The sequence below is a fragment of the Chlorobiota bacterium genome (assembly GCA_016710285.1).
Classification (GTDB): domain Bacteria; phylum Bacteroidota; class Ignavibacteria; order OLB7; family OLB7; genus OLB7.
Map to the genome: position 1 here is coordinate 207,456 of JADJXR010000001.1, position 25,147 is coordinate 232,602.

Annotated in this window: 13 protein-coding genes and 1 CRISPR repeat array (1 of these 14 running past the window's edge); of the genes, 12 read left to right on the forward strand and 1 reads right to left on the reverse strand. The window is 58.1% G+C overall.

Features of this window, described 5'->3' with window-relative positions; all coding sequences use genetic code 11:
* Window positions 1-28 precede the first annotated feature (28 nt).
* A complete protein-coding gene (locus IPM61_00650) occupies window positions 29-898 on the forward strand; it encodes a PKD domain-containing protein (GenBank protein MBK8909816.1) in 870 nt (289 codons plus the stop codon).
* Window positions 899-1,226: 328 nt separating this feature from the next.
* Here IPM61_00650 and IPM61_00655 read toward each other — a convergent pair whose 3' ends face one another.
* On the reverse strand, window positions 1,227-2,417 hold the full coding sequence (locus tag IPM61_00655; protein ID MBK8909817.1) for a pyridoxal phosphate-dependent aminotransferase: 1,191 nt from the start codon (window positions 2,415-2,417) through the stop codon (window positions 1,227-1,229).
* 267 nt (window positions 2,418-2,684) lie between these two features.
* On the opposite strand from IPM61_00655, the gene IPM61_00660 reads away from it, so the two are divergent.
* The 11 genes from IPM61_00660 (at window position 2,685) to cas2e (ending at window position 17,191) form a co-directional block, all read left to right on the forward strand.
* Window positions 2,685-3,293 carry a hypothetical protein gene (locus tag IPM61_00660; GenBank protein MBK8909818.1) on the forward strand — a complete coding sequence of 203 codons (609 nt, stop codon included), beginning with the start codon at window positions 2,685-2,687 and terminating at the stop codon, window positions 3,291-3,293.
* Window positions 3,294-3,416: 123 nt separating this feature from the next.
* The gene (locus IPM61_00665; protein ID MBK8909819.1) at window positions 3,417-4,433 is read left to right on the forward strand and encodes a peptidylprolyl isomerase; all 1,017 of its coding nucleotides are present in this window, start codon (window positions 3,417-3,419) and stop codon (window positions 4,431-4,433) included.
* Window positions 4,434-4,730: 297 nt separating this feature from the next.
* The gene (gene cas3, locus IPM61_00670; GenBank protein ID MBK8909820.1) at window positions 4,731-7,619 is read left to right on the forward strand and encodes a CRISPR-associated helicase Cas3'; all 2,889 of its coding nucleotides are present in this window, start codon (window positions 4,731-4,733) and stop codon (window positions 7,617-7,619) included.
* A gap of 505 nt (window positions 7,620-8,124) precedes the next feature.
* On the forward strand, window positions 8,125-9,849 hold the full coding sequence (locus IPM61_00675) for a type I-E CRISPR-associated protein Cse1/CasA (protein MBK8909821.1): 1,725 nt from the start codon (window positions 8,125-8,127) through the stop codon (window positions 9,847-9,849).
* Window positions 9,846-10,481 carry a type I-E CRISPR-associated protein Cse2/CasB gene (locus IPM61_00680; GenBank protein MBK8909822.1) on the forward strand — a complete coding sequence of 212 codons (636 nt, stop codon included), beginning with the start codon at window positions 9,846-9,848 and terminating at the stop codon, window positions 10,479-10,481. Before IPM61_00675 ends, IPM61_00680 begins: the two co-directional genes overlap by 4 nt.
* A gap of 31 nt (window positions 10,482-10,512) precedes the next feature.
* Window positions 10,513-11,685: a type I-E CRISPR-associated protein Cas7/Cse4/CasC gene (cas7e, locus tag IPM61_00685; protein MBK8909823.1), complete on the forward strand. Its 1,173-nt coding sequence runs from the start codon at window positions 10,513-10,515 to the stop codon at window positions 11,683-11,685.
* 2 nt (window positions 11,686-11,687) lie between these two features.
* Entirely contained in the window at window positions 11,688-13,625 is a 1,938-nt protein-coding gene (cas7e, locus tag IPM61_00690; GenBank protein MBK8909824.1) for a type I-E CRISPR-associated protein Cas7/Cse4/CasC, read from the forward strand.
* Window positions 13,622-14,431: a type I-E CRISPR-associated protein Cas5/CasD gene (gene cas5e, locus IPM61_00695; GenBank protein ID MBK8909825.1), complete on the forward strand. Its 810-nt coding sequence runs from the start codon at window positions 13,622-13,624 to the stop codon at window positions 14,429-14,431. The genes cas7e (IPM61_00690) and cas5e overlap by 4 nt, the downstream gene beginning before the upstream one ends.
* On the forward strand, window positions 14,418-15,128 hold the full coding sequence (cas6e, locus tag IPM61_00700) for a type I-E CRISPR-associated protein Cas6/Cse3/CasE (GenBank protein MBK8909826.1): 711 nt from the start codon (window positions 14,418-14,420) through the stop codon (window positions 15,126-15,128). Before cas5e ends, cas6e begins: the two co-directional genes overlap by 14 nt.
* A 198-nt stretch (window positions 15,129-15,326) precedes the next feature.
* Window positions 15,327-16,370 carry a type I-E CRISPR-associated endonuclease Cas1 gene (cas1e, locus tag IPM61_00705; protein MBK8909827.1) on the forward strand — a complete coding sequence of 348 codons (1,044 nt, stop codon included), beginning with the start codon at window positions 15,327-15,329 and terminating at the stop codon, window positions 16,368-16,370.
* Between the two features lie 488 nt (window positions 16,371-16,858).
* The gene (gene cas2e / locus IPM61_00710; protein MBK8909828.1) at window positions 16,859-17,191 is read left to right on the forward strand and encodes a type I-E CRISPR-associated endoribonuclease Cas2; all 333 of its coding nucleotides are present in this window, start codon (window positions 16,859-16,861) and stop codon (window positions 17,189-17,191) included.
* Window positions 17,192-17,276: 85 nt separating this feature from the next.
* Window positions 17,277-25,147: a CRISPR direct-repeat array (repeat unit 28 nt; unit sequence CTGTTCCCTGCACACGCGGGGATGATCC); it runs 11,921 nt beyond the window's last position.

Consider the following 25,147-nt stretch of genomic DNA (forward strand, 5'->3'; position numbering starts at 1 on the left):
ACGTTGTAGAATTTTATCCTTTCCCACAATGTCATTTTTTCCACGGCCATTTCCCACGCGCCCGTTTCTTGCAAGGGCATTCCACCGTTATCAAGGGTTTGCGGCGTTGCTGGCTTCGGGGGTGTCGCTCCCGTTTCTTGCTTGCGGCATCACCGGAAGCGAAAGCCCCACCCCCGAAGCACAGTTTTGGGTTGGATGCCGTGCGTTTAAGGACTCGCTGACGGAGTTCAATAACCAGTCGTATGCCGCGGCCAGCTATCAATGGGATTTCGGGAACGGAACCACCTCAACCGAGGCAACCCCATCGGTTCGCTATGCCGATACTGGCACGTATGTGGTTCGGTTGGTGTGCAAAAATAGCGATGGCGTTGCCGATGAAATGGTGGACACTATTCAGGTGTTTTCCCCGCCTCCGCCTTCCATGATTCTTGACGTTCAGCAGGTGCCGATGGGGGACCACGACGCGCTTTGGGCAACCGTTGCGGCAACGGTGCTTCGGTATCGCGGGGTGAAGGTGGACCCGTGCACGATCGCGGGAGATTATCTTGGATCCGACTGCTGCAAGAACCCTGAAGCGTGTGGCGATTTTGCAACCCTGGACCAGATTGAGCGGGCGATACTCCGGTTTGGAGGGTTATACTCTGAGCAAAGCCAGGCCCCACTTTCGTGGGAATCGCTGCGGGAGCAGATTGCCCAACACCGCCCCGTGGTGGCTTGGCTGCGCAAACCTGGCTACTACTACGCCGTGATGATTGTTGGCTACGAAGCCGACAGCACCATGCACGTGCTGGACCCCCGCAACGGCTACTTCACCGCGCCATACGCCGGAACCACCGTCAGCCTTCCGGTGCAGGGGAATGCCTACGATTGGATTCACTCGCTCTACTGTTTTCGGTAGCGGCCCCGACATCAGTTGGGGTAGCGGCAGGTCTTTAGCCTGCCAAGTCGCCGAAGGCTAAAGACCTTCGGCTACCTCTACCGTAGCAGTTCCGACCTCCGTCGGGGTAGAGGCAGGTCTTTAGCCTGCCAATACTACACTGGCGGACACCCTTGCCTTCCGTTGCTTTCTCGCCGAAGGCTAAAGACCTTTTATGGACCCCGATTCAATCGGGGCGGCTACCTCTTCGGTAGCGATCCCGACCTCCATCGGGGTAATGACCTGCCACCGTGGGAGCATGAATTTGCTGCCCCCACGGCGGGCAATGGATCAACGATTGGCCTTCCGACTATCCTTCAACCGACTCGCGAGGCATGGTTGCCATCACGTTGGCAATGCGCTCCAACGCCTTCTGGATATTCTCCACCGAGTTGGCGTAGCTGAACCGCAGGAACCCTTCGCCATGCGCGCCAAACGCCGCGCCGCTTAGGCAGGCAACGCCAGCTTCGTACAGCATCAGGTTCGCCATTTTTGCCGAGCTCATGCCCGTTCCCTCGATATTTGGGAAGACGTAGAACGCCCCCTGCGGGCGGTGGCAACGGAACCCTGGGATTTGGTTCAGCCCGTCAACAATCACGTCGCGGCGGCGGCGGAACTCCTCAACAAACAGGTCCACGCTCTCCTGCGGGCCGCGCAACGCCTCCACCCCGGCAACTTGCGTGAAGCTGCTGGTGCAGCTGGTGCAGTTGGTTTGCAGCTTGCTCACCACTTGGGCAATCCCTGCGGGCATCATTCCGTAGCCAAGCCTCCAGCCGGTCATCGCGTAGGTTTTGCTGAACCCGTCCAGCATAATCGTCCGCTCTTTCATTCCCGGGAATTCTAGAATGGATTTGTGTTGGAAGCCATCGTAGGTGATGCGCGAGTAGATTTCGTCGGAGAAGACGATCAGGTTGTTCCGCTCGGCCATTTCGGCAATCCCCTCAATGTCTTCGGCGGTTAAAATGCCGCCGGTGGGATTTTGCGGCGTGTTGATAATCACCATGCGAGTGCGTGGGGTGATGCGCGCTTCAAGGTCGGCAAGATCGAAGCGGAACGCTTTCTCCTCACGAAGTGGAAGGGGAACCGGCTTGGCTCCCAAAAAGTTGATAACCGACTCATAGATGGGGAATCCTGGGTTGGGATAGATCACCTCATCCCCTTCGTCAATGGTGGCCATCAGGGCGTAGAACATGATCGGTTTGGCCCCTGGGGTTATCACGATTTCATCCGGCGAGCAAGCAACGCCTGGGCGGGTTTGTTGGATGTAATCGGCCACGGCTTGGCGCGCCTCGGGAAGACCGCTGGAGGGGCCGTAATGGGTGAAGCCGTTGTCCAACGCGTTCTTGGCCGCGCCGATGATGTTGGCCGGGGTGTCAAAATCTGGCTCGCCAATTTCAAGGTGGACGATGTCGCGCCCTTCGGCCTCCAACTTGCGGGCTTTAAGAAGAACCTCAAACGCTGTCTCGGTTCCTAACCGCGAAATCCGCTGTGCAATGTGCATGGTATGGTCTCCTGAAAGAGTATGGTAAGTTTGAAGTAGCGTCCAATGTGGGTATGCCAGCAATCGCTGGTGTAGATGGGAAGCCTTAGCTTAGCAGCAAGAAGGCTTGCGCGGGGCAAAGATAGCCATTGCAAGAGATCAACAGATACTGCCAGCCGCTTGGCATAGCCGATAGCTTGCAACAATAGAATACCGGGGCCTTCACAACGGCGTATCCAAGCCGCCTCGCATCGGCAATCAACCATTCTTCCGAATATCACTGCATCAATGCTGAACCTACGTTCCACCGCTCTGCTGCTTCTGCTATCGGCCGTGCCAGCATTCTCCCAGCCGCAAACGCTCTTTTCTGGCGATATCGAGCAAGGGGTTTTTGCGGCCCCCACAGGGAAGTTCACCCAGATTGCCGGCGATTGGGGCATGATGATCGGCGGGCGTGGGGAATGGCTTGCCGACCACCAGTTTGGGATTGGGGTTGGGGGGTATGCGCTGGTTCCGGCACAGATCTACAGCTCGTTCCTGATCGAAGGAAAAGCCCTCACGCTGCGGATGACCTACTTGGGATTGTTCCTGGAGTATTTTTTCCGCCCCAACGATGTGCTGCACGTTACCGTGGAAACAATGCTTGGCGGCGGCGGACTGTATTACACCATCACCGAAGGGGACCAAGATAAAACCCCGCGCCCCGACAACTTCGGTTCCGAAGTTTACTCCGTGGTCGAGCCAGGGGTCAACCTTGAACTGAACCTTGCTCCATACCTCCGCTTTGTGGTTGGGGCAAGCTATCGGCTGGCATTTAACATTGACTATCAGGACCTTGAAGAAAAGGACGTCAATGGATTATCGGCCAACATGGGATTTCGGCTTGGCCTTTTTTGATGCAGTCACCCTGCCGATACCTGAACGTTGTTTGCCTGCTGGAACGCGCCGAAGCAAAGCCCTATTTTGCTTCGGTCTGTGCGATACCATATTCAACTTCCAACTACCATCGTAGGGGACGCAATGAACCGTCTGTTCTGCTTCGTACTCCTTTCCCTGTTTCTTGCCATTTGCCACCCGGCCACCGCGCAGCTTGGCAAGCCGTTGTACACCATCACCGTTACTCGCGGCGGGGTTCCGCTGGGGAGCATCACGCTGGAGATGTTTCCCGACATCGCCCCCAAGCACGTGGCCAATTTCGATAGCTTAGTTGGGATTGCGTTTTTCGATGGCACGGCGTTCCACCGCGTTGTTCCGGGGTTTGTGATCCAAGGCGGGGACCCCAACACTCGCAACGGCGATGAATCAACATGGGGGGAAGGGGATCCATCCCAGCAAACGGTCCCGGCAGAGTTCAGCAAGCTGCTGCACCAGCGCGGCATTATTTCGGCAGCCCGCACCGACGACCCGAACAGCGCGACCTCGCAATTCTTCATCTGCGTGGCCGCCGCACCGTGGCTGGATGGACGTTACTCCATTTATGGGCAAGTGCTTACCGGCATGGATGTTGTGGACACGATTGTGAAATCGCCCGTGAAAAGCGGCACCGAAATTCCGCAACAAAAAATCGTTATGACGATTGCCCGCACCGGAACCGACACCACAACCCCCAACGCGCCGCAACTGCTTACCCCAGCCGACGACACCACGAACGTGAAAGCATCCCAGCAAGTCCGGTGGAGCAACATTGAAGGAGCAATTCTCTACGAAATTCAGCTTTCCAACGACCCTGATTTTGGGACGCTGATCTTCAAGGATTCCGTTGTTTCCACCTTGGCCATTTTCAGAAATTTAGAGCGTGGATCAAAAGAATATTTCTGGAGAGTGCGGGCCATGAACGGCGGGAAGCGCGGGCCATTTTCCGCAGCACGCAGCTTCACCACCATGCCGCTGGCAACCTCCGTCCAGGAAACACCTCAGAACCAGGAGAGCATCGAAACGATGGACCTCTCGAATCGCATAACCCTACCCGAAGACCGCCAAGCCTCCATTTCCCGCCACCACACACCACCAGCAGCCACCCCAATTACCCGAGATTAACAACAGACATTTAGGCTCAACAGAAAGAAATGGGAAGAAGGTGACAACAACCTTCTTCCCATTTTTTTCACCCCACCTCCCACACCGGACACGAAATGTCCGACGTGACATCACCCTCTGCCGAATTTTGCGCTGGATGGTAGATATACCTGCAAAAACGGCGTGAACAAAGCTGAAAGAAAAGAGGACGAATTGCCTATATTATTACCAACTCCAAAGAGAAGGTGATAATCGCGGCGAAGCTCACTCTAATTTCTTGCAATAATCACTACGTCATACTCACATTTTTCAACTCTAATGAGCAACAACCTCCTGTACCGGTTATGGGGAAAAACCAACGAACGTGAAAAAGGCTACGAAGAGCACAGCTGGAATTACCACCCAGCAATTTGCCACATGGTTGATGTGGCCTATGTGGCCGAAACATGGCTGCGATTACATCCGCGGCTGCTTGACCGATTCTGCCAGCTTGGGCCAGATATTCCGCGCGATCTGCTGCAACGAATGATCGTTGTTGTGGTGGCGTTGCATGATTTGGGGAAATTGCACCGGAGCTTCCAAGCTAAATCGGAAAAAGGCTGGGCTGTGGGATATGGAACAATTCCCAAAAAACGCCCCCAAGACCACGGCAAGGGGTTTGACCATGGATTGGCAACCGCAAAAATAATGCGGGATTTAAAAAACCCACAGTGGGAGCCATGGCTACCAGTGATTGATGCGGTTGCAGCACACCACGGCACGATTTACGATGAAAGAGTAAATATTCCCAACACCGCATATTATCCAACCCTTTATTCCGAACATGAATATGCCCTTGAAGCAGTTGCGGTAGTGTCGGATATTTTTTCCATTCCGGAAACCATTCCCGCTCCGCCAAATAATTCTGCATTTTTAATGCTGCTTGCCGGATTTTGTTCAGTTGCCGACTGGTTCGGTTCAATGTCTGAATCGTTCAAGTTTAGGCCAGATATTTTATCACGGGATGCGCTTGCGGCGTATTTGGATGAACTCCGCAGGGACAACATTGCCGACGATTTGCTCCGCAATGCCGGCCTTATATCGGACCTGCGGAGCGATCGCAATACCTATCAAAGTCTATTCTCGTTTATTACTTCCAACGACAATTTGCGGCCGTTGCAGAAGGTTTCCCAAACCGTGCCGTTTGGCCAATATAATGGCGCAGAAATTCTTGTTGTTGAAGCTCCGATGGGGAGCGGAAAAACTGAGCTTGCGTTGTACCTAACAGCCTGCGCAATTAGCAATGGGCAGGCCAATGGGCTTTATTTCGCCTTGCCAACGCAGGCTTCCTCCAACGCCATGCTGGAGCGTATCGAAGGCTTTGCAAACACCATCACCATGCCGAACACGCCAATCAGTTTGGCACTTGCTCATGGTGGCCGGAAATTCAATGAGGCCTACCAACAATTGCGGGAATCCGCCTACCGATCTCGCGAGCGTGGCAGCCGATATGAAAAACCGCGCGACAAGGAAGAAAGCGAACCGTCGGAGGTTATTGCCCCTTCGTGGCTGCAATCCTCAAAGCGGACATTATTGGCCACGATTGGTGTGGGAACGATTGACCAAACATTACTTGGCGCGCTAACGGCCAAGCATTCTTTTGTTCGGCTTTTTGCGCTTGCTGGGAAAGTTGTGGTGTTCGATGAAATCCACGCCTACGACATCTACATGAATAAAATTATTGAGCGGCTGTTGGCTTGGTTAGGGGCAATGGGCTGCAAGGTGATTTTATTATCGGCAACGCTTCCGGCTTCGTTGCGGAATCAATTAATCACGGCGTTCGGCTGCGCTCCGCCGGAATTTCAATCCCTCCCGGAAAATATCCCCTATCCCCTGCTGGTGTATGGGACAGCAGCGGCCACCACCGTGCTCGACACCACGCACAATGAACAGGGCGAAAATCCACAAGCACCGGAAAAAGTGATTGAGGTTCGGTGCCATCAAGAAAAAATAGAAGACCGAACGCCGCACGGGGCCGCATTGGCGGTTGACTTGGCCAAAAATGGCGGATGCGTGGCATGGATTCGCAACACCGTTCGGGAATCGCAAGAAGCGTGGGAAGCGGTGCGCCAATTATTGGCCCAGCAAAACAACAGTGAAATTGAGGTTGTTCTGCTTCACTCACGATTTACCCGCCACGACCGCAACAGCATCGAACGGGAACTTGTCACCGCGCTTGGCAAGAAAAAAGATGCGCCGCGCCCCAATCGGCTGATTGCCATTGCCACGCAAGTAATTGAGCAATCGGTGGATGTGGATTTCGACGCAATGATTAGCGACCTTGCCCCGCTTGATTTGCTGCTGCAACGCTCGGGGCGATTGTGGCGGCATGAGGACCGCCGGATTGAGCAACGCCACGCGCACACCGGCCCGGTGCTTCATGTTTTGCTCCCCTCCGGCCCCGAACTTCACGACCTTCAGTTCGGCTCCAGCTCCTACGTCTATGACCACGAAACGCTGGCGCGGTCGGCCCGGCTGCTGCTGCAGAAAGAACACCAGCAATGGGCGATGCCCCAGGCCTGCCGGACGTTGGTGGCAAAGTTGTACGATTCCCCCCAATCCGAATGGACGGCAGAACAACTGGAAGCCGATGAAAGCAAGCTGCAAGCCGCACGCACACGCCTGAAAGAAATTCAGACTGCAATGGCGCAAGCGGCAAAAAGTATGCTGATGCCATCACCAGGAGGGGACAGATTGATGAGCCGCTCCTCCGTCGTGCTGAACGACAACGATGCCGACGCGAACCTTGCTGTCACCACACGGTATGGCGGCAACGGTGCATCGCTTGCGCTGCTGGTGCGCCACGGGGAGGGTTACGCCCCCTACGGCTCCCCCGATTGCTTGCTAACCACGCTGCCCAGCAGTGAGGAATACCGCCAGATGATTGCGCTGGAAGAAGCGGTTGAGAAAGCCACCGTCTCCTTCCCCTGGTACTCCTGGCTGGCGGAGGCTCCGCTGCCGGAAGGGCTGACTCCATTTCGGAACTGGTGGAAGGACCGGCGGCGATACGACAACCGTGTCTTCGCGGTGCTGCGCCCCGATGGCTCGATTGAGCATCCAGATATCGAGGCATTCTATCCGTTCGACTCCGCAGGCAACCCAACATCGGGACTGTTGGTCCGGAGAAAAGAGCAGGTCGTCAAACTTGTTGAGTTTGAGGAGTTGTGATGATGATACGGCTTCCAATCTTCAAAGCGTATGTTTGCGCCTTAGCAACCAGAACAGCAGATGTTGCTGGTCTGGCCGTTAAGGCTCCCCATACGCATGGGGTTGATCCATTATTTACTCAGCTTTCTATTCGATCCCCGCACACGCGGGGCCAAGCAGGGGTACGCAATTTTTTGCGTAGCCCTGCTTTTTTCTTGACTTCACTGTCAGGAAAGTAGTAGATTTGCGGGCGAACAAAACTTATTTACTCAACTGTCTTAGCAAAAGCATTGCGACTTTTCTAAGAAGCCTCACACAACAACGCCTGCGATAACCACAGGCACAGCTTCAAAAAACTGCTTGTGAAAGATTGATGTTGCGCCTGAATCTCACGGCGCAAATCTGACCAGTTGGTCAAGGATGCTTGCACCACACCCCTTTTCCCGGGAATCGTGGAATCCCGCTGCGCAGCCAGTGCCAGCGGCGTTTACATCATACTCTACTACTACTTCATGGAGGTTTCTCAATGAACGTTTTTGAGCATCAGTCCTTCCTTCTGCGCCGTCCGCCGGACCCAAACCATCCGTTGGGGGAGCGTGTGCGCCGAACCTACCGGGAGCTGATGACCGGCCCGGACGAAGAACTCTCCTTCGACTACCCGTTGGAGCATCTGAACGTTGCCGCGCTGGGCTTGTGCGCGGCGCTGACGCAAACGGCATTCGAACCAGCAACCACAAAGGAGCTGGAGTCCCGCATTGCCAGACCACTCACTCCCCAGGAGTTCGAGGCAGGCGTTGCTCCATTTCGCGAGCACTTCAGCATTGATGGTGAGGTGCGGTTTATGCAGGGGCGGAAGCTGGAGAGCGACCCCGCCAAAAATGCCGCACTGCTGCAAGACAAAGTGAGCCTGACGGTCAGCGATTTTATGAACCGCCCCGACAACAACTGGGTGGTGGCCGCCGACCAAATCCCGCTGCTGCTGTTTGCTCGGGGGACGTTCTATGAAAAGAGCGCAGGGCGGGGGTATCTGGCCGGAACATCGGGCGATCTGGAGGTGCGGACTTTTCTGACCCACCCCCCCTCCCTGCGGAAAACCATCTGGCTGAACGTCCTTGCCTGCGATGAGCAAGATGAATTCTACGAATCAGATTTCACCCCGGCTGGCTTGGATGAAGGATACGACGAATGGATGTGGGTGATGCCGCCCAAAGAGGATGTCCCGCAAGGGAAAATTTCGCTTCGCTCCGGGCTGTTTTGGTTGGTGGCAACCAACGCTGTCTGGATTGAGGAATTGGAGAAGCCACGCCCATGCATCGTCACCGGCGAGCCTGTTACCGGCTTAGCTGGGGTGCGCGTGCTGACGAAGTCAACCGGAATTGGCTACGGGGTTTACGTCCCACGGGCAAAGGGTCCGGACGTTCGCCTCAGCTTCTTCCGGCACCCGAACGGTCCCTACGCCGTGCGAAAAAACAAGGAAGGCGGATTATTCGAGCAGCACCTTACCGTTGACGAGGTTTCCGGATTGCTTGGGAACATGGGAGGTCTCTTCTTTTCTGGCGGAGGCGGCCATACTGAAGGCTACCACATCGCTCCGGTGCTTCGCCAATATCATCGGCTATCAGCAATCAAGGAGCGGCTGCCGATCAATCTTCACTGCTTTGGCTTCCACATGCTGAGCTCCAAGAAGAACATCCATGGCGGCTGCGAAAGCGAGCGATTCCGCTACCCGATGATTGAGGATACTTCCATGATGAGCGATTTGCAAGGGATGATGAGCGGCGCAGCCACCCAAGCCGAAGAGGTTCGGAAGCTGCTAACCCGTACGATCCAGATTTGCATGATGGTGGAGGTGGATGCTTCGGAGAACGAAGGCCGATTCCAGTTCAAGCAGTCCGCCAACCTGCAGAACGGCAGCGACTACAAAGGGTTTGTCCGCGACATCGGGCGCGAGTATTGGAGCGGATTATCCAGCAAGGTGGGGGAATTACTGGAGCGGATTGGCGTAGCCGCCAGCGACTTCAGCCAAATGGAAGAGGTGGAAGAATCAACAAAATCGTGGTGGATGCGTGAAGCCGCAATCATTGCCAAAGGGATTTTCGACCGATACTTTGACGACTACAGCCAATCGGTGGAGCACTTGCCCGCAGCATACGCGGCGCGGAACCTTTTCTACGCCGGACTACGCCAACAAGGAATCCAATTGAATGAACCTGAACAGACACCACAAGAATCCGTGGAGGAAACAGCATGAGCCAAGAGTTTTATAAGGCTGCCCAAGACTTAGCAAAAGCAGCCGTGCGCCAGCTACCCGCACGCTGGAACGACGATGCAGTAAACCGCAGGGGGCTTCGCGCCGAGTTCCGCCGCTGGCGGCCCGACGCAACAGAGGTCCCAACCATGGAGATGCGTGGGGCAATCTGGGCGGATAACTACCTGTTCGCGATTATCCCCGCACCAGCTTCCGATGAATCCGCCGACGAACAACGCCTGCGCGAATGGCACACCAACCAGATGATTGACCAAGCCGCAATCCTTGTTTCGCTTCGCGCCGTCGCCGGCGAGCATTCCGATGCCAACTCCTTCGGCAAAGCGTTGCTGCTTGCTGGAGTAAGCGATACCCGCTTTGCCCGGCTTGCAACAGAACCACCATCGGGGCGATTGGGAGCCGTGCGCAGGGCATTGCAAACCATTGACCGCGAAGGCAAGGGGATAGACTGGACCAAGGAAACATCACGCTTCCACCGCTTCCTGTTCGGGTCCCCCGACCAAGCCAAAAAGGCCGTTGATGCTTGGGCTGCCGACTTCTTCCGCGCTCGCGGAAAAGCCGCAGCCGAGGGCCAAGCCGATGCCGAAAACACAACCGACGACACCAACAACGAATAAACCACACTTCAACCTTTAGGAGAACAACACAATGATTATCGAACTTCACACGCTGACCTCGCACTCCCCCGCCAACCTGAATCGCGACGACCTGGGCCGCCCAAAATCGGCGGTGTTCGGCGGTGTCAATCGCGCACGCATCTCCTCGCAGGCGATCAAGCGTTCAATCCGGACCTCCAATTACGTTGAGGAAGCCTTGCGGGACGGAATCTCCACACGCTCGCGCCAAATCCCCAAAATGATCTACGACCGCTTGTTGCCAGAATTCAGCGGGAATGAGACCAAAGCCAACCGGCTCAAGCAGTTCTGCCTTGCGCTTCCTGGAGTGTTTGGCAAGGCCGATAGCAAGCGTGAGATGCACACCAGCCAGATCGTCTTCCTGACACCCGATGAGATTTCTCGCGCCACCGATTACGTCCGCGGGGTTGTCAACGGCGATGACAAACTTTCCAAAGCAAGCACAGCCCAGTTGGTTAACGATGCGGCAATAGCAATCGGCCTGAACCGCAACCCAGGCGATGGCGTGGATATGGCGCTGTTCGGACGCATGACCACCGACGACGCTAACTCCTTCGCCTCGGTGGATGCTGCCATGCAGGTTGCCCACGCCATCAGCACCCACGCCGTCACACCAGAAACCGATTGGTTCACCGCCGTTGACGACGTGCTTACCGACAACGACGAACGAGGCAGCGGGCACATCGGCGAGATAGAGTTCAACAGCGCGACTTTCTACAAATACTTCTCCTGCAACCTCCCGTTGCTGGTGAAGAACATGAATGGCGCAAGCGAGGACGCAATTGACGCGCTGGCAACGGTGCTGGACGCAGCGTGCCGAGTGACGCCATCGGGGAAGCAGAACTCCTACGCCTCGCACTCGCTTGCCGACACGGTGTTGCTGGTGATTCGCCAGCAGCGGATTCCGGTTTCGCTGGCCAATGCGTTCGAGCGGCCGGTCCCGAAGAATGAGGACCTGGGGTATCTGGCACAATCGCGCGATCTGCTGGCTGAGCATTACGCCGACTTGGCAAGCCGCTACGAACTGGGCGACACCGCCGCGCTCTTCTGCGCCAACTCCAAGGCTCACGACAGCTTGAAAGGGAAGCTCCCAGAAGGGGTGGCGATGGTGGGATCGCTCAGCGAACTCTTCCGTTGGATGCGGAGCACCGTTGCGGCATCGGCCAACCCAGAAACAGGAGCATGATAATGCTGATTGAGCTTCATTCGCTGACCTCACACTCCCCCGCCAACCTGAATCGCGATGATTTGGGCCGTCCAAAATCGGCGGTGTTCGGTGGGGTCAATCGCGCACGCATCTCTTCGCAGGCGATTAAGCGTTCGATCCGAACCTCCAATTACGTTGAAGAGACGTTGCATCATGGAATCTCCACGCGCTCGCGCCAGATTCCCAAAATGATTTATGAGGAGTTGCTGCCGGAGTTCCAGGGGGACCCGGCAAGGGCCGCGAGGCTGAAGGACGTTTGCCGCGCTCTTCCCGGGGCGTTCGGCAAGGTGGACGCGCAGCATGAGATGCAGACCAGCCAGATCGTCTTCCTGACACCCGATGAGATTTCCCGGACGGCCAGCTACGTCCGGGAAATCGTCAGGGGCGATGAGAAGTTGACGCAGGCGGCGGTGAAGGAACTGATTGCTGGCGCGGCGGCGGCAATCGGCCTGAACCGCAACCCAGGCGATGGCGTGGATATGGCGCTGTTCGGACGCATGACCACCGACGACGCTAACTCCTTCGCCTCGGTGGATGCTGCCATGCAGGTTGCCCACGCCATCAGCACCCACGCCGTCACACCAGAAACCGATTGGTTCACCGCCGTTGACGACGTGCTTACCGACAACGATGAACGAGGCAGCGGGCACATCGGCGAGATAGAGTTCAACAGCGCGACTTTCTACAAATACTTCTCCTGCAACCTCCCGTTGCTGGTGAAGAACATGAACGGCGCAAGCGAGGACGCAATTGACGCGCTGGCAACGGTGCTGGACGCAGCCTGCCGGGTGACACCATCGGGGAAGCAGAACTCCTACGCCTCGCACTCGCTTGCCGACACGGTGTTGCTGGTGATTCGCCAGCAGCGGATTCCGGTTTCGCTGGCCAATGCGTTCGAGCGGCCGGTCCCGAAGGATGAAACCCTCGGGTATCTGGCCCCTTCCCGCGCCAGAATGCTGCGCCACTACCGCGACCTTGCGGAAAGCTACTCGCTGAATGATCGCGCCATCTGCTTCTGCTCCGATAGCGAAGCCCGCAGCCAGCTGCAGGCATTGCTTCCGTCCGGCACCCAGATGGTAGGATCGCTGAAGGAGCTGTTCGACATCATGTGGACGATGATTGCGCGGACCACTCCGGCCACGCCAGCGGCGCGGCGGGCAACGCCAGCACGTGCCGAAGCAATCACCGCAGCAATCACCGCGCCTGCCGAACAGCAGACATCGGTTCCATCGCCATCATTGCCTTCAACTTCATTACCGACTTCATCGCCAACTCCGCCGCAAACTTCACGACCAGCGGTGTCAAGGTTTTTCCCGGCATCCGAAACAGGGGGAGCAGGAATGGAGGAGGGATCGGGGGAGTTGTTCGGTAGCGATCAAACGATCAGAACAAGCGACCCGAACGCGCCAAAGCGTGGACGTGGCCGTCCGCCAAAGGACCCGAACGCGCCGCCAAAACCAAAGCCGGAGCCTGCCGATCCGAACGCGCCAAAACGTGGGCGTGGTCGTCCGCCAAAGAACCCGAACGCGCCGCCAAAACCAAAGCCGGAGCCTGCCGACCCGAACGCGCCAAAGCGTGGACGTGGTCGCCCACCGAAGGACCCGAACGCGCCGCCAAAACCAAAGCCGCAACCTGCCGACCCGAACGCGCCAAAGCGTGGACGTGGTCGCCCACGGAAGGACGCACAAACTGCGTCCCAAACTGCGCCGCACGCCATGCCAGCACCGCAGGATGATGCGGCGGCAATGGATGCGGCGATGGAGATTGCAGCAATCGAGATGGATGCGGCAATCGAGGCTTCGGCAATCGAGACTTCCGCGCCGGGGCTGCCAACCACGGAGCCAGACGCGGCAGCCGAACCGCAACAGCAATCAACAACCGAAACCGACCATGACGTAATGGATGGAGGGAGTATATGAACGGATTTATCCTTCACCTTCAAGGCCCGATGATGAGCTATGCCGACACAGGATTCGGGCAACTGCGTGAGCAAGGAACGGCCCCAAGCCGTTCGGCAGTGATCGGCATTATCGCCGCCGGAATGGGCCTTGAGCGTGGCGACCGCGCGCTGCTGGACCTGCATCAATCGCTGCGGATCCACACCGCGTGCGCGCTTCCCGGGGCAGTCCTCACCGACTATCACACGGTCCTGACCGCCGGCTACGACGAGTACGACGCAACCCGGCTCCGCCGCGAAGGGGCCAAAGGAAACCCAACGCTGACATGGCGCAGCTACCATCTGGATGCCCATTTCACCGCGCTGGTGGAGAGCAACGACGCAGAGTTGATTGCCAAGTGCCAGACGGCATTGATGGACCCGGTGTTCATCAGCTATCTGGGTCGCCGCTCCTGCGTTCCCACCATTCCGCTGCGCCCTGAGCCGGCCGAGGGGGACTCGATTGAGCAGGCGTTGCGAAGCTCGGTGCAAGCCGCACGCCTCCGCCGCAAAGAATCGGTGGGATACCTGCCGAAAGGGCTTACGGGGTTCGATGCTTACTTGGACACCGCCGAGGATTTATCCAGCACCGGGCTGCAATTGGTGGCGCGTGGTTGGCGGCGGGACCTGCTGGTGGCAATGCCCCGCTCCTACGTCAACCGGACGGTGGGGCATTACCGGGGCGACCTTCCAACGGCAGCGAAGCAAGGGGATCAACCGAGTCAATCGGAGCCGCAAACGCCTTCATCATCAACCAGCAACGAGAGGTTCTTCCATGATGCACCTTAGCCTTCTGACGCTTCCCCACAGCGCGATGCGCTGGCGGTTTCTGGAGCCATATCAGCTTCATCAAATCATCTGGAAAGCCTTCCCCGGAATCCCGCAGGGCCCGGAGGGGAATCGCCCCTTCCTTTATCGCCATAACGAGGAGGAAACGGCGCACTCCATCTTGGTGCAATCGGCAGTGAAGCCCGATTGGCGGCATTTGGATAACGAGGCCGAAGGATCAACCGCGCAGGTGCGGACCATTGATCCGCAGAACATGAAGCCTGGGATGCGGCTACGATTTCTGCTTCGGGCCAACCCCGTTGTTGAGCGGAAGGGATACGCCGACAACCGCTCGCGGCGGATTGTTGTGGGGGGCGGATTACTGCACGTGGCCAAGAAAACGGGAGTGGAGATAGCCCAGCTGGACGACCGCGAGCAACGGCTGACGGCATGGATTGAACGGAAAGGAGCCGAGGGTGGGTTTGCCATCGAGCGCGACGAGCTTTCCCGTCCGCTTCTGATGATTGCCCCGAACCACGACTACCTGATTCGCCGTTCGCGCAACCGGAAGGCCGAGCCGATGACCTTCACCGGCGTTGACTTTGAGGGGATACTTCGCATCACCGATGCCGAAGCGTTTGCCGAAGCATGGCAGCGCGGAATCGGTCGCGGAAAAGCCTTCGGGTTTGGGCTGATAACGGTGGCGAAGGTGGAGTAGCAAGGTGGAGTAACGTCGGTTCCCCAAAGCAAAGGGTTCCGGCAGGCGAAGGACGTTCTGTGGCGAAGGATTGTTCTTTGACAACTGAATTTTTTTGGATCACAACATCAACGCCTCTGCTGCGGACGCAAGGCTTCAGCAGGGGCGTTGTTTCATCAACACTATTCCACACCAAACGATTGTTTTACAACATCAGCAATGAACACTTTTTCCATGCCAGTGATGCCAATGAAGGCGCGACTTTCCATCATTGACATCCAATACGCAAACATTGACGTTGACGGCAGCGCATTGGTGATTACCGACAAGAACGGCATTGCGGCACAGCTTCCCGTTGGGGCAACCACCGTGCTGATGCTGGAGCCTGGGACCACCATCACGCACGCTGCCGTAAAACTGTGTGCCGATGCCCGCACCCTGATTATCTGGACCGGGGAAGCTGGCGTTCGGCTCTACTCGGCAGCGCAGGAAGGGGGCGCGCACACCTACCGTCTGTTGCGGCAGGCGCGGCTTGCGTTGGACCCCAAAAAGCGATTGAACGTTGCACGCGAGATGTACCGAATTCGATTCAAGGAGGAGGCTCCATCGCGCCGCTCGATCCAGCAACTGCGCGGGATGGAAGGGGCGCGGGTGCGGGAGCGGTACAAACAACTCAGCAAAGAATATGGCGTTGAGTGGAGCGGGCGAAACTACGACCGCAGCGAATGGGGTTCGCAGGACGCGATCAACAAGGCGGTCAGCGCGGCGAACAGTTGCTTGTACGGGGTTTGCCACGCAGCAATTGTGATTGCCGGATACAGCGCGGCGTTGGGGTTCATCCACACCGGCTATCCGCTGGCGTTCGTGCACGACCTTGCCGACATCTGGAAAATGGATTTAAGCGTTCCGGTAGCGTTCAGGGCAGTGGCGCAAGGGGAGCATGGCGCAAGCGAGCGGGTGCGGCATCTTCTGCGCGACGAGTTCCGGCGTTGCGGATTACTGGAGCGCGTTATCCCAACCATCGAGCATCTTCTGAACGCCGGCGAACCCGATGGCGAGCCACCAGAAGAGCTTGGCGGCGCACGCCCCGAAGCCACCTTGCCGGAGGACGCGCCGTGGTACAGCTCCACCAACAGCGCGGCCGAGCGTGCCGCCGCCGCAGCCGAACTTCCGCTGCTGGACCCACGCGACCTAAAGATGAGCATCTTGGGCCACACCAAAGAGGAGGAGGAAGAATGGAATCCATTTGGAGATTGGGAGTAGCGGGGGGGTGACCACTGAAAACGATGGAGCCTACCAATCCGCCACCGCACCAGCCCCCTCCCCGCCTCCCCCAATTCTGGGGGAGGGGACCGTAGCAGTGGCGTGAGATTCAGAGAGAAAGGGGGCCAGCCAAACCCTTTTCCCCCCAGCATTGGGGGGACCCGTAGCCCGTCAGAGCCAAGCAGGGAACCACAAGGCAGCGTAAGTACGAAGCCGTCCGACTCTACTCAACCTCAGCAGCCTAACGATAGATGGAATTGAAGACTCCGCATTGCAAGCGTGACTCCTTGACAACAAGGGAGTGCAGCGGAATCCACCAGCATAGCACTCCCCTCTTTCTCCTTTCTCTCCCCACTCTCCGTGGCAAATGCTGGCAGCGGCCAGTGGCGTTCGACGAAGCATCAGCCGCCGCGCAACCATTTCCCATCGCCACGTTGGCAACCGTCGGCGGCGTTCAACACATCAACCACTAATCATCAATTCCTGCAATGACGATTTATTCACTTGAGCGATCGCCGCAGAAGCTGCGGGGGATGTTATCACGCTACTGTTTGGAGGTACGTGCGGGGTTATTCGTAGGGCGGCTGGACTCTCGGATGCGAGAGCTACTGTGGGAGAAAGTGGAGCAGTTAGCAAACGAGAAAACCAGTGCGGTAATGATTTGGCGGGCATCGAACGAGCAGGGCTACGAGTTCCGCACGTTGGGTCACGACCGCCGGATACCAGTGCTGGTGGATGGAATTTGGCTGGTGCAACAGCAGCCACCGAAGGCACCGGCGAAGCGATCCACCGGCAACCGAAACAACGCCACCGACAAATAATGCTGGCACAATTCAACAAAAAGTGCCATTTTCAGCGCGTTCTCAAGTCTGTTCCCTGCACACGCGGGGATGAGGCTCAACGCTTCTGTTCCCTGCACACGCGGGGATGATCCGGGTTTTATGAAGGCCGGAACGTCTCCGGTCATCTGTTCCCTGCACACGCGGGGATGATCCGCGAAAGCATCGCACGATGTTCGGCGTTGCATCCTGTTCCCTGCACACGCGGGGATGATCCTCCATACTTCAGCGGGGTCCGCTGCGGCATCACCTGTTCCCTGCACACGCGGGGATGATCCCAGATTCATCGGTGATGTACGCAGGGATACCACCTGTTCCCTGCACACGCGGGGATGATCCCGAAGGTATCGAAATTGATCGGATAATGATTGACTGTTCCCTGCACACGCGGGGATGATCCTTGCGCGGCATGAAGCAACAACAGAAAATCCCCTGTTCCCTGCACACGCGGGGATGATCCCCCGTGCGTGCTTTGCGCCACAGTGAAGGAAGTCTGTTCCCTGCACACGCGGGGATGATCCCCGCGTTCTACTACCTCCTCGGCAACGTCACAACTGTTCCCTGCACACGCGGGGATGATCCCCCGGAAGGCCTTTCAGTAAAGGCCTTGCGCCCCTGTTCCCTGCACACGCGGGGATGATCCCAGCCCGAACAAGGCCGCAAACGATGGACTTGGCTGTTCCCTGCACACGCGGGGATGATCCCTGTGGGGGCCGCGAAACGTTGCCCCAATTCAGCTGTTCCCTGCACACGCGGGGATGATCCCCCGAAGGCGATGCAAGTGCTAAGCGGGAACGCCTGTTCCCTGCACACGCGGGGATGATCCCCGTTGTTGCCCGCAAGCTAGAGGCAACAATGGCTGTTCCCTGCACACGCGGGGATGATCCGCGGCAACTGATCGCCCTCTTGGGCCTTCGCCGCTGTTCCCTGCACACGCGGGGATGATCCCGGCAAAAACGGTGTTCCGGCAGGGAGCACCGAACTGTTCCCTGCACACGCGGGGATGATCCCGGTCGCAACCGAAGCGGGCGGAACCGCTTCCACTGTTCCCTGCACACGCGGGGATGATCCCACGTCAAGCGGGAATCGGGGAAGTCAGCGCGACTGTTCCCTGCACACGCGGGGATGATCCTTTTCCATCGGATTCTTGGGTTATTAGGTTAGCCTGTTCCCTGCACACGCGGGGATGATCCCTCCTCCCGCGAGACCAGCACCCACTTGAAATACTGTTCCCTGCACACGCGGGGATGATCCCCCTTGATGGCGGCGCGTCCGTGAACCTCTTACCTGTTCCCTGCACACGCGGGGATGATCCTTCAGCGAAAAATATTTCCCGTTCAACTCCAAGCTGTTCCCTGCACACGCGGGGATGATCCCATCCCCCGCAACCAGTTGTTGGCCATATCGGCCTGTTCCCTGCACACGCGGGGATGATCCCTTCATCAACCTTTTATCAGGTAACGACATGGCCTGTTCCCTGCACACGCGGGGATGATCCCGGCTCATAGATACTCTCCGGTAAGTATGACCTCTGTTCCCTGCACACGCGGGGATGATCCCGACCTTATCGCCCAGCGCCGAACCCTGGTGGGCTGTTCCCTGCACACGCGGGGATGATCCCATTACCTTCCTCCTGTATCCGCGCTTCCTGTTCTGTTCCCTGCACACGCGGGGATGATCCCAAACCAACAACCAACAAACCAAACCAACCCAACTGTTCCCTGCACACGCGGGGATGATCCCCGAACACCGGAGGATTTGCGATATGACCGACACTGTTCCCTGCACACGCGGGGATGATCCTCGTGTCGTACGCGCCGCTGTTGCGGTAGATTTCTGTTCCCTGCACACGCGGGGATGATCCGCTCAATATTCCAACCGTAGTGATCGCGCCAATCTGTTCCCTGCACACGCGGGGATGATCCCTTGGCCTTAAAAAGCCGTGGCGACACCAGCGCCTGTTCCCTGCACACGCGGGGATGATCCCTATGTGAAGTGTTGATGCAGCAACCCCCCGCGCTGTTCCCTGCACACGCGGGGATGATCCCACATTATCGGCAAAGGAAAAGAAAAAGGTGGCCTGTTCCCTGCACACGCGGGGATGATCCCCTAACAAAACGAGCAACACAACGCAACATGGACTGTTCCCTGCACACGCGGGGATGATCCCTCCCTGCAGCCGGTTCTGTTGTTGAGCTGTCACTGTTCCCTGCACACGCGGGGATGATCCGATATTGTCATGCTACAAGGAGCTAGGTAAGCGCTGTTCCCTGCACACGCGGGGATGATCCCGAATAATTGGAACAGACCATACAGTTGTCGCCCTGTTCCCTGCACACGCGGGGATGATCCGTACCCCGCATGTGCTGCACCATCAGCAGAGGACTGTTCCCTGCACACGCGGGGATGATCCCGCCATCTATCCACGGATGTTCTCAATCTCTCGCTGTTCCCTGCACACGCGGGGATGATCCCCAACGAAGGTGATCCTAACGGTGGCTCACCTCCTGTTCCCTGCACACGCGGGGATGATCCTGATCTTGCCGCCTTCTCGCAGGATACGATACCCTGTTCCCTGCACACGCGGGGATGATCCCACCAACACGGGCAACGGTCTTGTGGTGACGCTCTGTTCCCTGCACACGCGGGGATGATCCCCCCGTCAGTCCCTGCGAATAGCTCTCCCTGTTCTGTTCCCTGCACACGCGGGGATGATCCCTCGGTAGGAACGGGCGGATCAGCTCTAACCGACTGTTCCCTGCACACGCGGGGATGATCCGCTCTCTTCCGGCACGAAGCAAGGCAGTGACGCCTGTTCCCTGCACACGCGGGGATGATCCCGGGGCAACGTTACTTGCGGTGGACTTTCGTGGCTGTTCCCTGCACACGCGGGGATGATCCCCTTTAACACAGCACCAACATGGCAGACCAAGACTGTTCCCTGCACACGCGGGGATGATCCCGGTGAATCCAAACCAGAAGTAGCAAAGTCCGACTGTTCCCTGCACACGCGGGGATGATCCGTTTCAGCGCGGGAACTTCACCAAGATTCTGATCTGTTCCCTGCACACGCGGGGATGATCCGGCGGGTGGTATCGAAGGGCAAGAAGCTGCGGACTGTTCCCTGCACACGCGGGGATGATCCCATGGACGGGACTACACAGGCAATCGAGTTGAACTGTTCCCTGCACACGCGGGGATGATCCTTGCAGACGGTGAAGTTCCCGACGTGGACACCACTGTTCCCTGCACACGCGGGGATGATCCCGAGGTTCTTCACAAACTATCCCTTGACCGTCGCTGTTCCCTGCACACGCGGGGATGATCCCCTTATGCCGTACCTCGGACGTTCGTGCTGAGGCTGTTCCCTGCACACGCGGGGATGATCCCCCTGCCATCTGCAACGCGTCGGAGGTCTCAGGCTGTTCCCTGCACACGCGGGGATGATCCCGCAGCTAGCATCTTGCGAGCTTCCGCCGATGGCTGTTCCCTGCACACGCGGGGATGATCCGGCAGGGGACAACGGCGCGACGTTGCGCGGTGGCTGTTCCCTGCACACGCGGGGATGATCCCGGCTGTCCCGATCCTGCCTGCGTATCGGCATCCTGTTCCCTGCACACGCGGGGATGATCCCATCACCCGCCGCCACCAGTCGCTCCATGATGTCTGTTCCCTGCACACGCGGGGATGATCCCGTCCCTTCGATACGCTCAGGCTTATCCATCCCCTGTTCCCTGCACACGCGGGGATGATCCGGCTATCTATTGCGCAACGAGTTAGCAGATACTCTGTTCCCTGCACACGCGGGGATGATCCCGGAGCCGAGGTTGACGAGATAGCCCGCGACGACTGTTCCCTGCACACGCGGGGATGATCCCAGCCGGTTGCACGTCATCGGGATGGATAAGCCCTGTTCCCTGCACACGCGGGGATGATCCCATCTCAACCCCCAACAGCGTTGCCGATATGTCCTGTTCCCTGCACACGCGGGGATGATCCTAGCTTTCCCACCCCGGCCCCGTGATCCCAGCGCTGTTCCCTGCACACGCGGGGATGATCCGTCCACAGGCTTGGCAGCGATGTGCCGCTCTTTCTGTTCCCTGCACACGCGGGGATGATCCTGCCGCGTTTAGCTTTTCATCCCCTGCAATATCCTGTTCCCTGCACACGCGGGGATGATCCCACAAGCGGGCGCACTATCGACGTATCGTTGCGCTGTTCCCTGCACACGCGGGGATGATCCCCCATGCCAGCGGCGATCGTTGACACCATACCCCTGTTCCCTGCACACGCGGGGATGATCCCGCAACAGTCGCAACGCCGCCATTGCCAAAGGTCTGTTCCCTGCACACGCGGGGATGATCCCCCTAAGTCCGTAAACGGGTGGAAGCAATACAACTGTTCCCTGCACACGCGGGGATGATCCTTTTCGCGTTGGATGCAAACGCAGAAAATGCGGCTGTTCCCTGCACACGCGGGGATGATCCGTCCACGCGAATATTCAAAGAGGGCAACCTATCCTGTTCCCTGCACACGCGGGGATGATCCCCTTGTCGGAAAGGTGATCTTGGCTCCTTCCAACTGTTCCCTGCACACGCGGGGATGATCCCGCGCCTTCCTCACCCCCTTCCACAAGAGAACCCTGTTCCCTGCACACGCGGGGATGATCCCCGCCTAACTTCCGCCGTTAGGCTTGTGAGTACCTGTTCCCTGCACACGCGGGGATGATCCCGGCCCATGTCGCCCCGGCGGTTAAAGGGCACCCTGTTCCCTGCACACGCGGGGATGATCCCGGCAAGGGGGTCGCGGTACGCAACTGGCAGAGCTGTTCCCTGCACACGCGGGGATGATCCTGTTGGAGAAAATCCGGCTTCGGCAAAACGATTCTGTTCCCTGCACACGCGGGGATGATCCCTTCCCGCTCCGTGTTTTGACGTTCGGCGAATACTGTTCCCTGCACACGCGGGGATGATCCCTGCCAGACCAAACGGGCCAAGTTGCGCAACGCCTGTTCCCTGCACACGCGGGGATGATCCCGGGAACACCAACCGATTACGACTATTGGGCGGCTGTTCCCTGCACACGCGGGGATGATCCGAGAAGATCAACCTAGCGAAGGAAGAGCTACGGCTGTTCCCTGCACACGCGGGGATGATCCGTGCCTCTCTGCTGCGGATCGGTGAAGGTGGAACTGTTCCCTGCACACGCGGGGATGATCCCCATCCCCCAAATTTTGCCTATAGCATCGCTGGCTGTTCCCTGCACACGCGGGGATGATCCCGGTGACGGTGTCAAAAACGCCGTTACCGCTCCCTGTTCCCTGCACACGCGGGGATGATCCGTTGGCGCGAACGGTCTCAGGGAACTGGTCTGGCTGTTCCCTGCACACGCGGGGATGATCCTAATCCAATCCGGTTTCGGGGCTTCTTCGCCCGCTGTTCCCTGCACACGCGGGGATGATCCCAGAAAACCCGTACGGCAACGCAATTCTTGGGCCTGTTCCCTGCACACGCGGGGATGATCCCTTTTCATGCAAAAAGATATTGGCGGGCTTGGTCTGTTCCCTGCACACGCGGGGATGATCCTAATGTGAGAATAAACACTAGACATCCCACTTCCTGTTCCCTGCACACGCGGGGATGATCCCGGTCTTTCCCCTCTTGGGGGTATCAGTAGCAGCTGTTCCCTGCACACGCGGGGATGATCCCGGCAAGAAGCAAAGCTCTTCGGTAGGAACTGGCTGTTCCCTGCACACGCGGGGATGATCCCCCGCATGCCCACGGGGTGGTGGGGCATTACCGCTGTTCCCTGCACACGCGGGGATGATCCCGTTGTAGTGCGCCGCGTGTCGGGTTAGATTGCCTGTTCCCTGCACACGCGGGGATGATCCCGGTTCCCGCCTCAAACGCTTACCGTGTCGTCACTGTTCCCTGCACACGCGGGGATGATCCCATGGAAGAAGCGGTTGGCAGAGTATAAACGGACTGTTCCCTGCACACGCGGGGATGATCCCCTCTCCGTCAGCATCCAAATCGAACTTCAACACTGTTCCCTGCACACGCGGGGATGATCCGTGATTGATTGGGTGAGCGGCGCAATCGGCACGCTGTTCCCTGCACACGCGGGGATGATCCGACACTTGGACGGTCCTTCACCAGTTCCGCGAGCTGTTCCCTGCACACGCGGGGATGATCCCCTTTTTGCAGTGGTGTCTCTCTGATGCAATACCTGTTCCCTGCACACGCGGGGATGATCCCGGTGCGGGATGAAGCGCAACCACGTGCGGAAGCTGTTCCCTGCACACGCGGGGATGATCCCGTCCGTGGCGACATCACCATGCCGCGCAGGTCCTGTTCCCTGCACACGCGGGGATGATCCCCCCAGCAGCTTGCTGCCATTGACTGCCGCCTGCTGTTCCCTGCACACGCGGGGATGATCCCGGAACCCTCTTTTATGCTGAGCCTACAAAACACTGTTCCCTGCACACGCGGGGATGATCCGTCAGAGCAAAGGGGAAGAGCTGACACACGCAACTGTTCCCTGCACACGCGGGGATGATCCGCAAGGTGTTGAAGTACGTTCCGTTATCAACCACTGTTCCCTGCACACGCGGGGATGATCCTACGTAGGAGAGGGACATGGCAGGAACGTACTTCTGTTCCCTGCACACGCGGGGATGATCCCGGCGATGCGCTATTTCTACATGGAAACGTTCCCTGTTCCCTGCACACGCGGGGATGATCCCACTTGGACGTTATGCGAGTTTCTTTTTACCTACTGTTCCCTGCACACGCGGGGATGATCCGACCGCCGGAAGCATCGGGTTCACCCTGTTGAACTGTTCCCTGCACACGCGGGGATGATCCGCGTTCACATGGAAGAGCGCGGACGTTATAGACCTGTTCCCTGCACACGCGGGGATGATCCGCTCGCTGGTGCATGGAGTGGTGTCAAAAGGAGCTGTTCCCTGCACACGCGGGGATGATCCCCCGCAGGACGTGCGTGTTGACATAGGGACAACCTGTTCCCTGCACACGCGGGGATGATCCCGGTTCCTCCGCGTCTCCATGCACGTACAAGTCCTGTTCCCTGCACACGCGGGGATGATCCGCAACGCACACAGCATGGCAGCGAATACAGCAGCTGTTCCCTGCACACGCGGGGATGATCCTGGATGCATTGCGAAAGAATTCTGCAACCGCCACTGTTCCCTGCACACGCGGGGATGATCCCGGGTGAGCGATATCAGCATCGGATCGGCAACACTGTTCCCTGCACACGCGGGGATGATCCCGCTTGCCCATTGGAGTGATGAACGTGTTCGGCCTGTTCCCTGCACACGCGGGGATGATCCCGGAGTATCCCAGCCAACCACGGGAGCGATGCCTGTTCCCTGCACACGCGGGGATGATCCCAGAGAGATGAAGCCCGCTTGCACGTTGTTTAGCTGTTCCCTGCACACGCGGGGATGATCCTTTACGCTTGGGCTATTTCCTACGTCATCATTGCTGTTCCCTGCACACGCGGGGATGATCCCAGGATGTCAGACACCCGCCCCGCTTCGGTTGCCTGTTCCCTGCACACGCGGGGATGATCCCCTAACATGGAAACGAACGCAAAAAACAGCGGCCTGTTCCCTGCACACGCGGGGATGATCCCGGCGCAACACCTAAACGGAGCAACCAAAATGCCTGTTCCCTGCACACGCGGGGATGATCCCACCTTTTCCGGCAAGCGAAAAACAAGGGTAGCCTGTTCCCTGCACACGCGGGGATGATCCGTCTTCCAAGTCAGGGTCTCCAACGCAGGCTTGCTGTTCCCTGCACACGCGGGGATGATCCGCATGGGGGGAGGCGATATGACCGAGGGCAACGCTGTTCCCTGCACACGCGGGGATGATCCCTACTCCAAAGCCTTCCAGCACTCCCTTCGCCGCTG

Coding starts and splice junctions, on each gene's coding strand:
- cas2e (MBK8909828.1), top strand. CDS start 16,859: ATGACGATTTATTCACTTGAGCGATCGCCGCAGAAGCTGCGGGGGATG.
- IPM61_00660 (MBK8909818.1), top strand. CDS start 2,685: ATGCTGAACCTACGTTCCACCGCTCTGCTGCTTCTGCTATCGGCCGTG.
- cas3 (MBK8909820.1), top strand. CDS start 4,731: ATGAGCAACAACCTCCTGTACCGGTTATGGGGAAAAACCAACGAACGT.
- cas7e (MBK8909823.1), top strand. CDS start 10,513: ATGATTATCGAACTTCACACGCTGACCTCGCACTCCCCCGCCAACCTG.
- cas6e (MBK8909826.1), top strand. CDS start 14,418: ATGATGCACCTTAGCCTTCTGACGCTTCCCCACAGCGCGATGCGCTGG.
- IPM61_00650 (MBK8909816.1), top strand. CDS start 29: ATGTCATTTTTTCCACGGCCATTTCCCACGCGCCCGTTTCTTGCAAGG.
- IPM61_00680 (MBK8909822.1), top strand. CDS start 9,846: ATGAGCCAAGAGTTTTATAAGGCTGCCCAAGACTTAGCAAAAGCAGCC.
- cas7e (MBK8909824.1), top strand. CDS start 11,688: ATGCTGATTGAGCTTCATTCGCTGACCTCACACTCCCCCGCCAACCTG.
- IPM61_00665 (MBK8909819.1), top strand. CDS start 3,417: ATGAACCGTCTGTTCTGCTTCGTACTCCTTTCCCTGTTTCTTGCCATT.
- cas5e (MBK8909825.1), top strand. CDS start 13,622: ATGAACGGATTTATCCTTCACCTTCAAGGCCCGATGATGAGCTATGCC.
- IPM61_00655 (MBK8909817.1), bottom strand. CDS start 2,417: ATGCACATTGCACAGCGGATTTCGCGGTTAGGAACCGAGACAGCGTTT.
- cas1e (MBK8909827.1), top strand. CDS start 15,327: ATGAACACTTTTTCCATGCCAGTGATGCCAATGAAGGCGCGACTTTCC.
- IPM61_00675 (MBK8909821.1), top strand. CDS start 8,125: ATGAACGTTTTTGAGCATCAGTCCTTCCTTCTGCGCCGTCCGCCGGAC.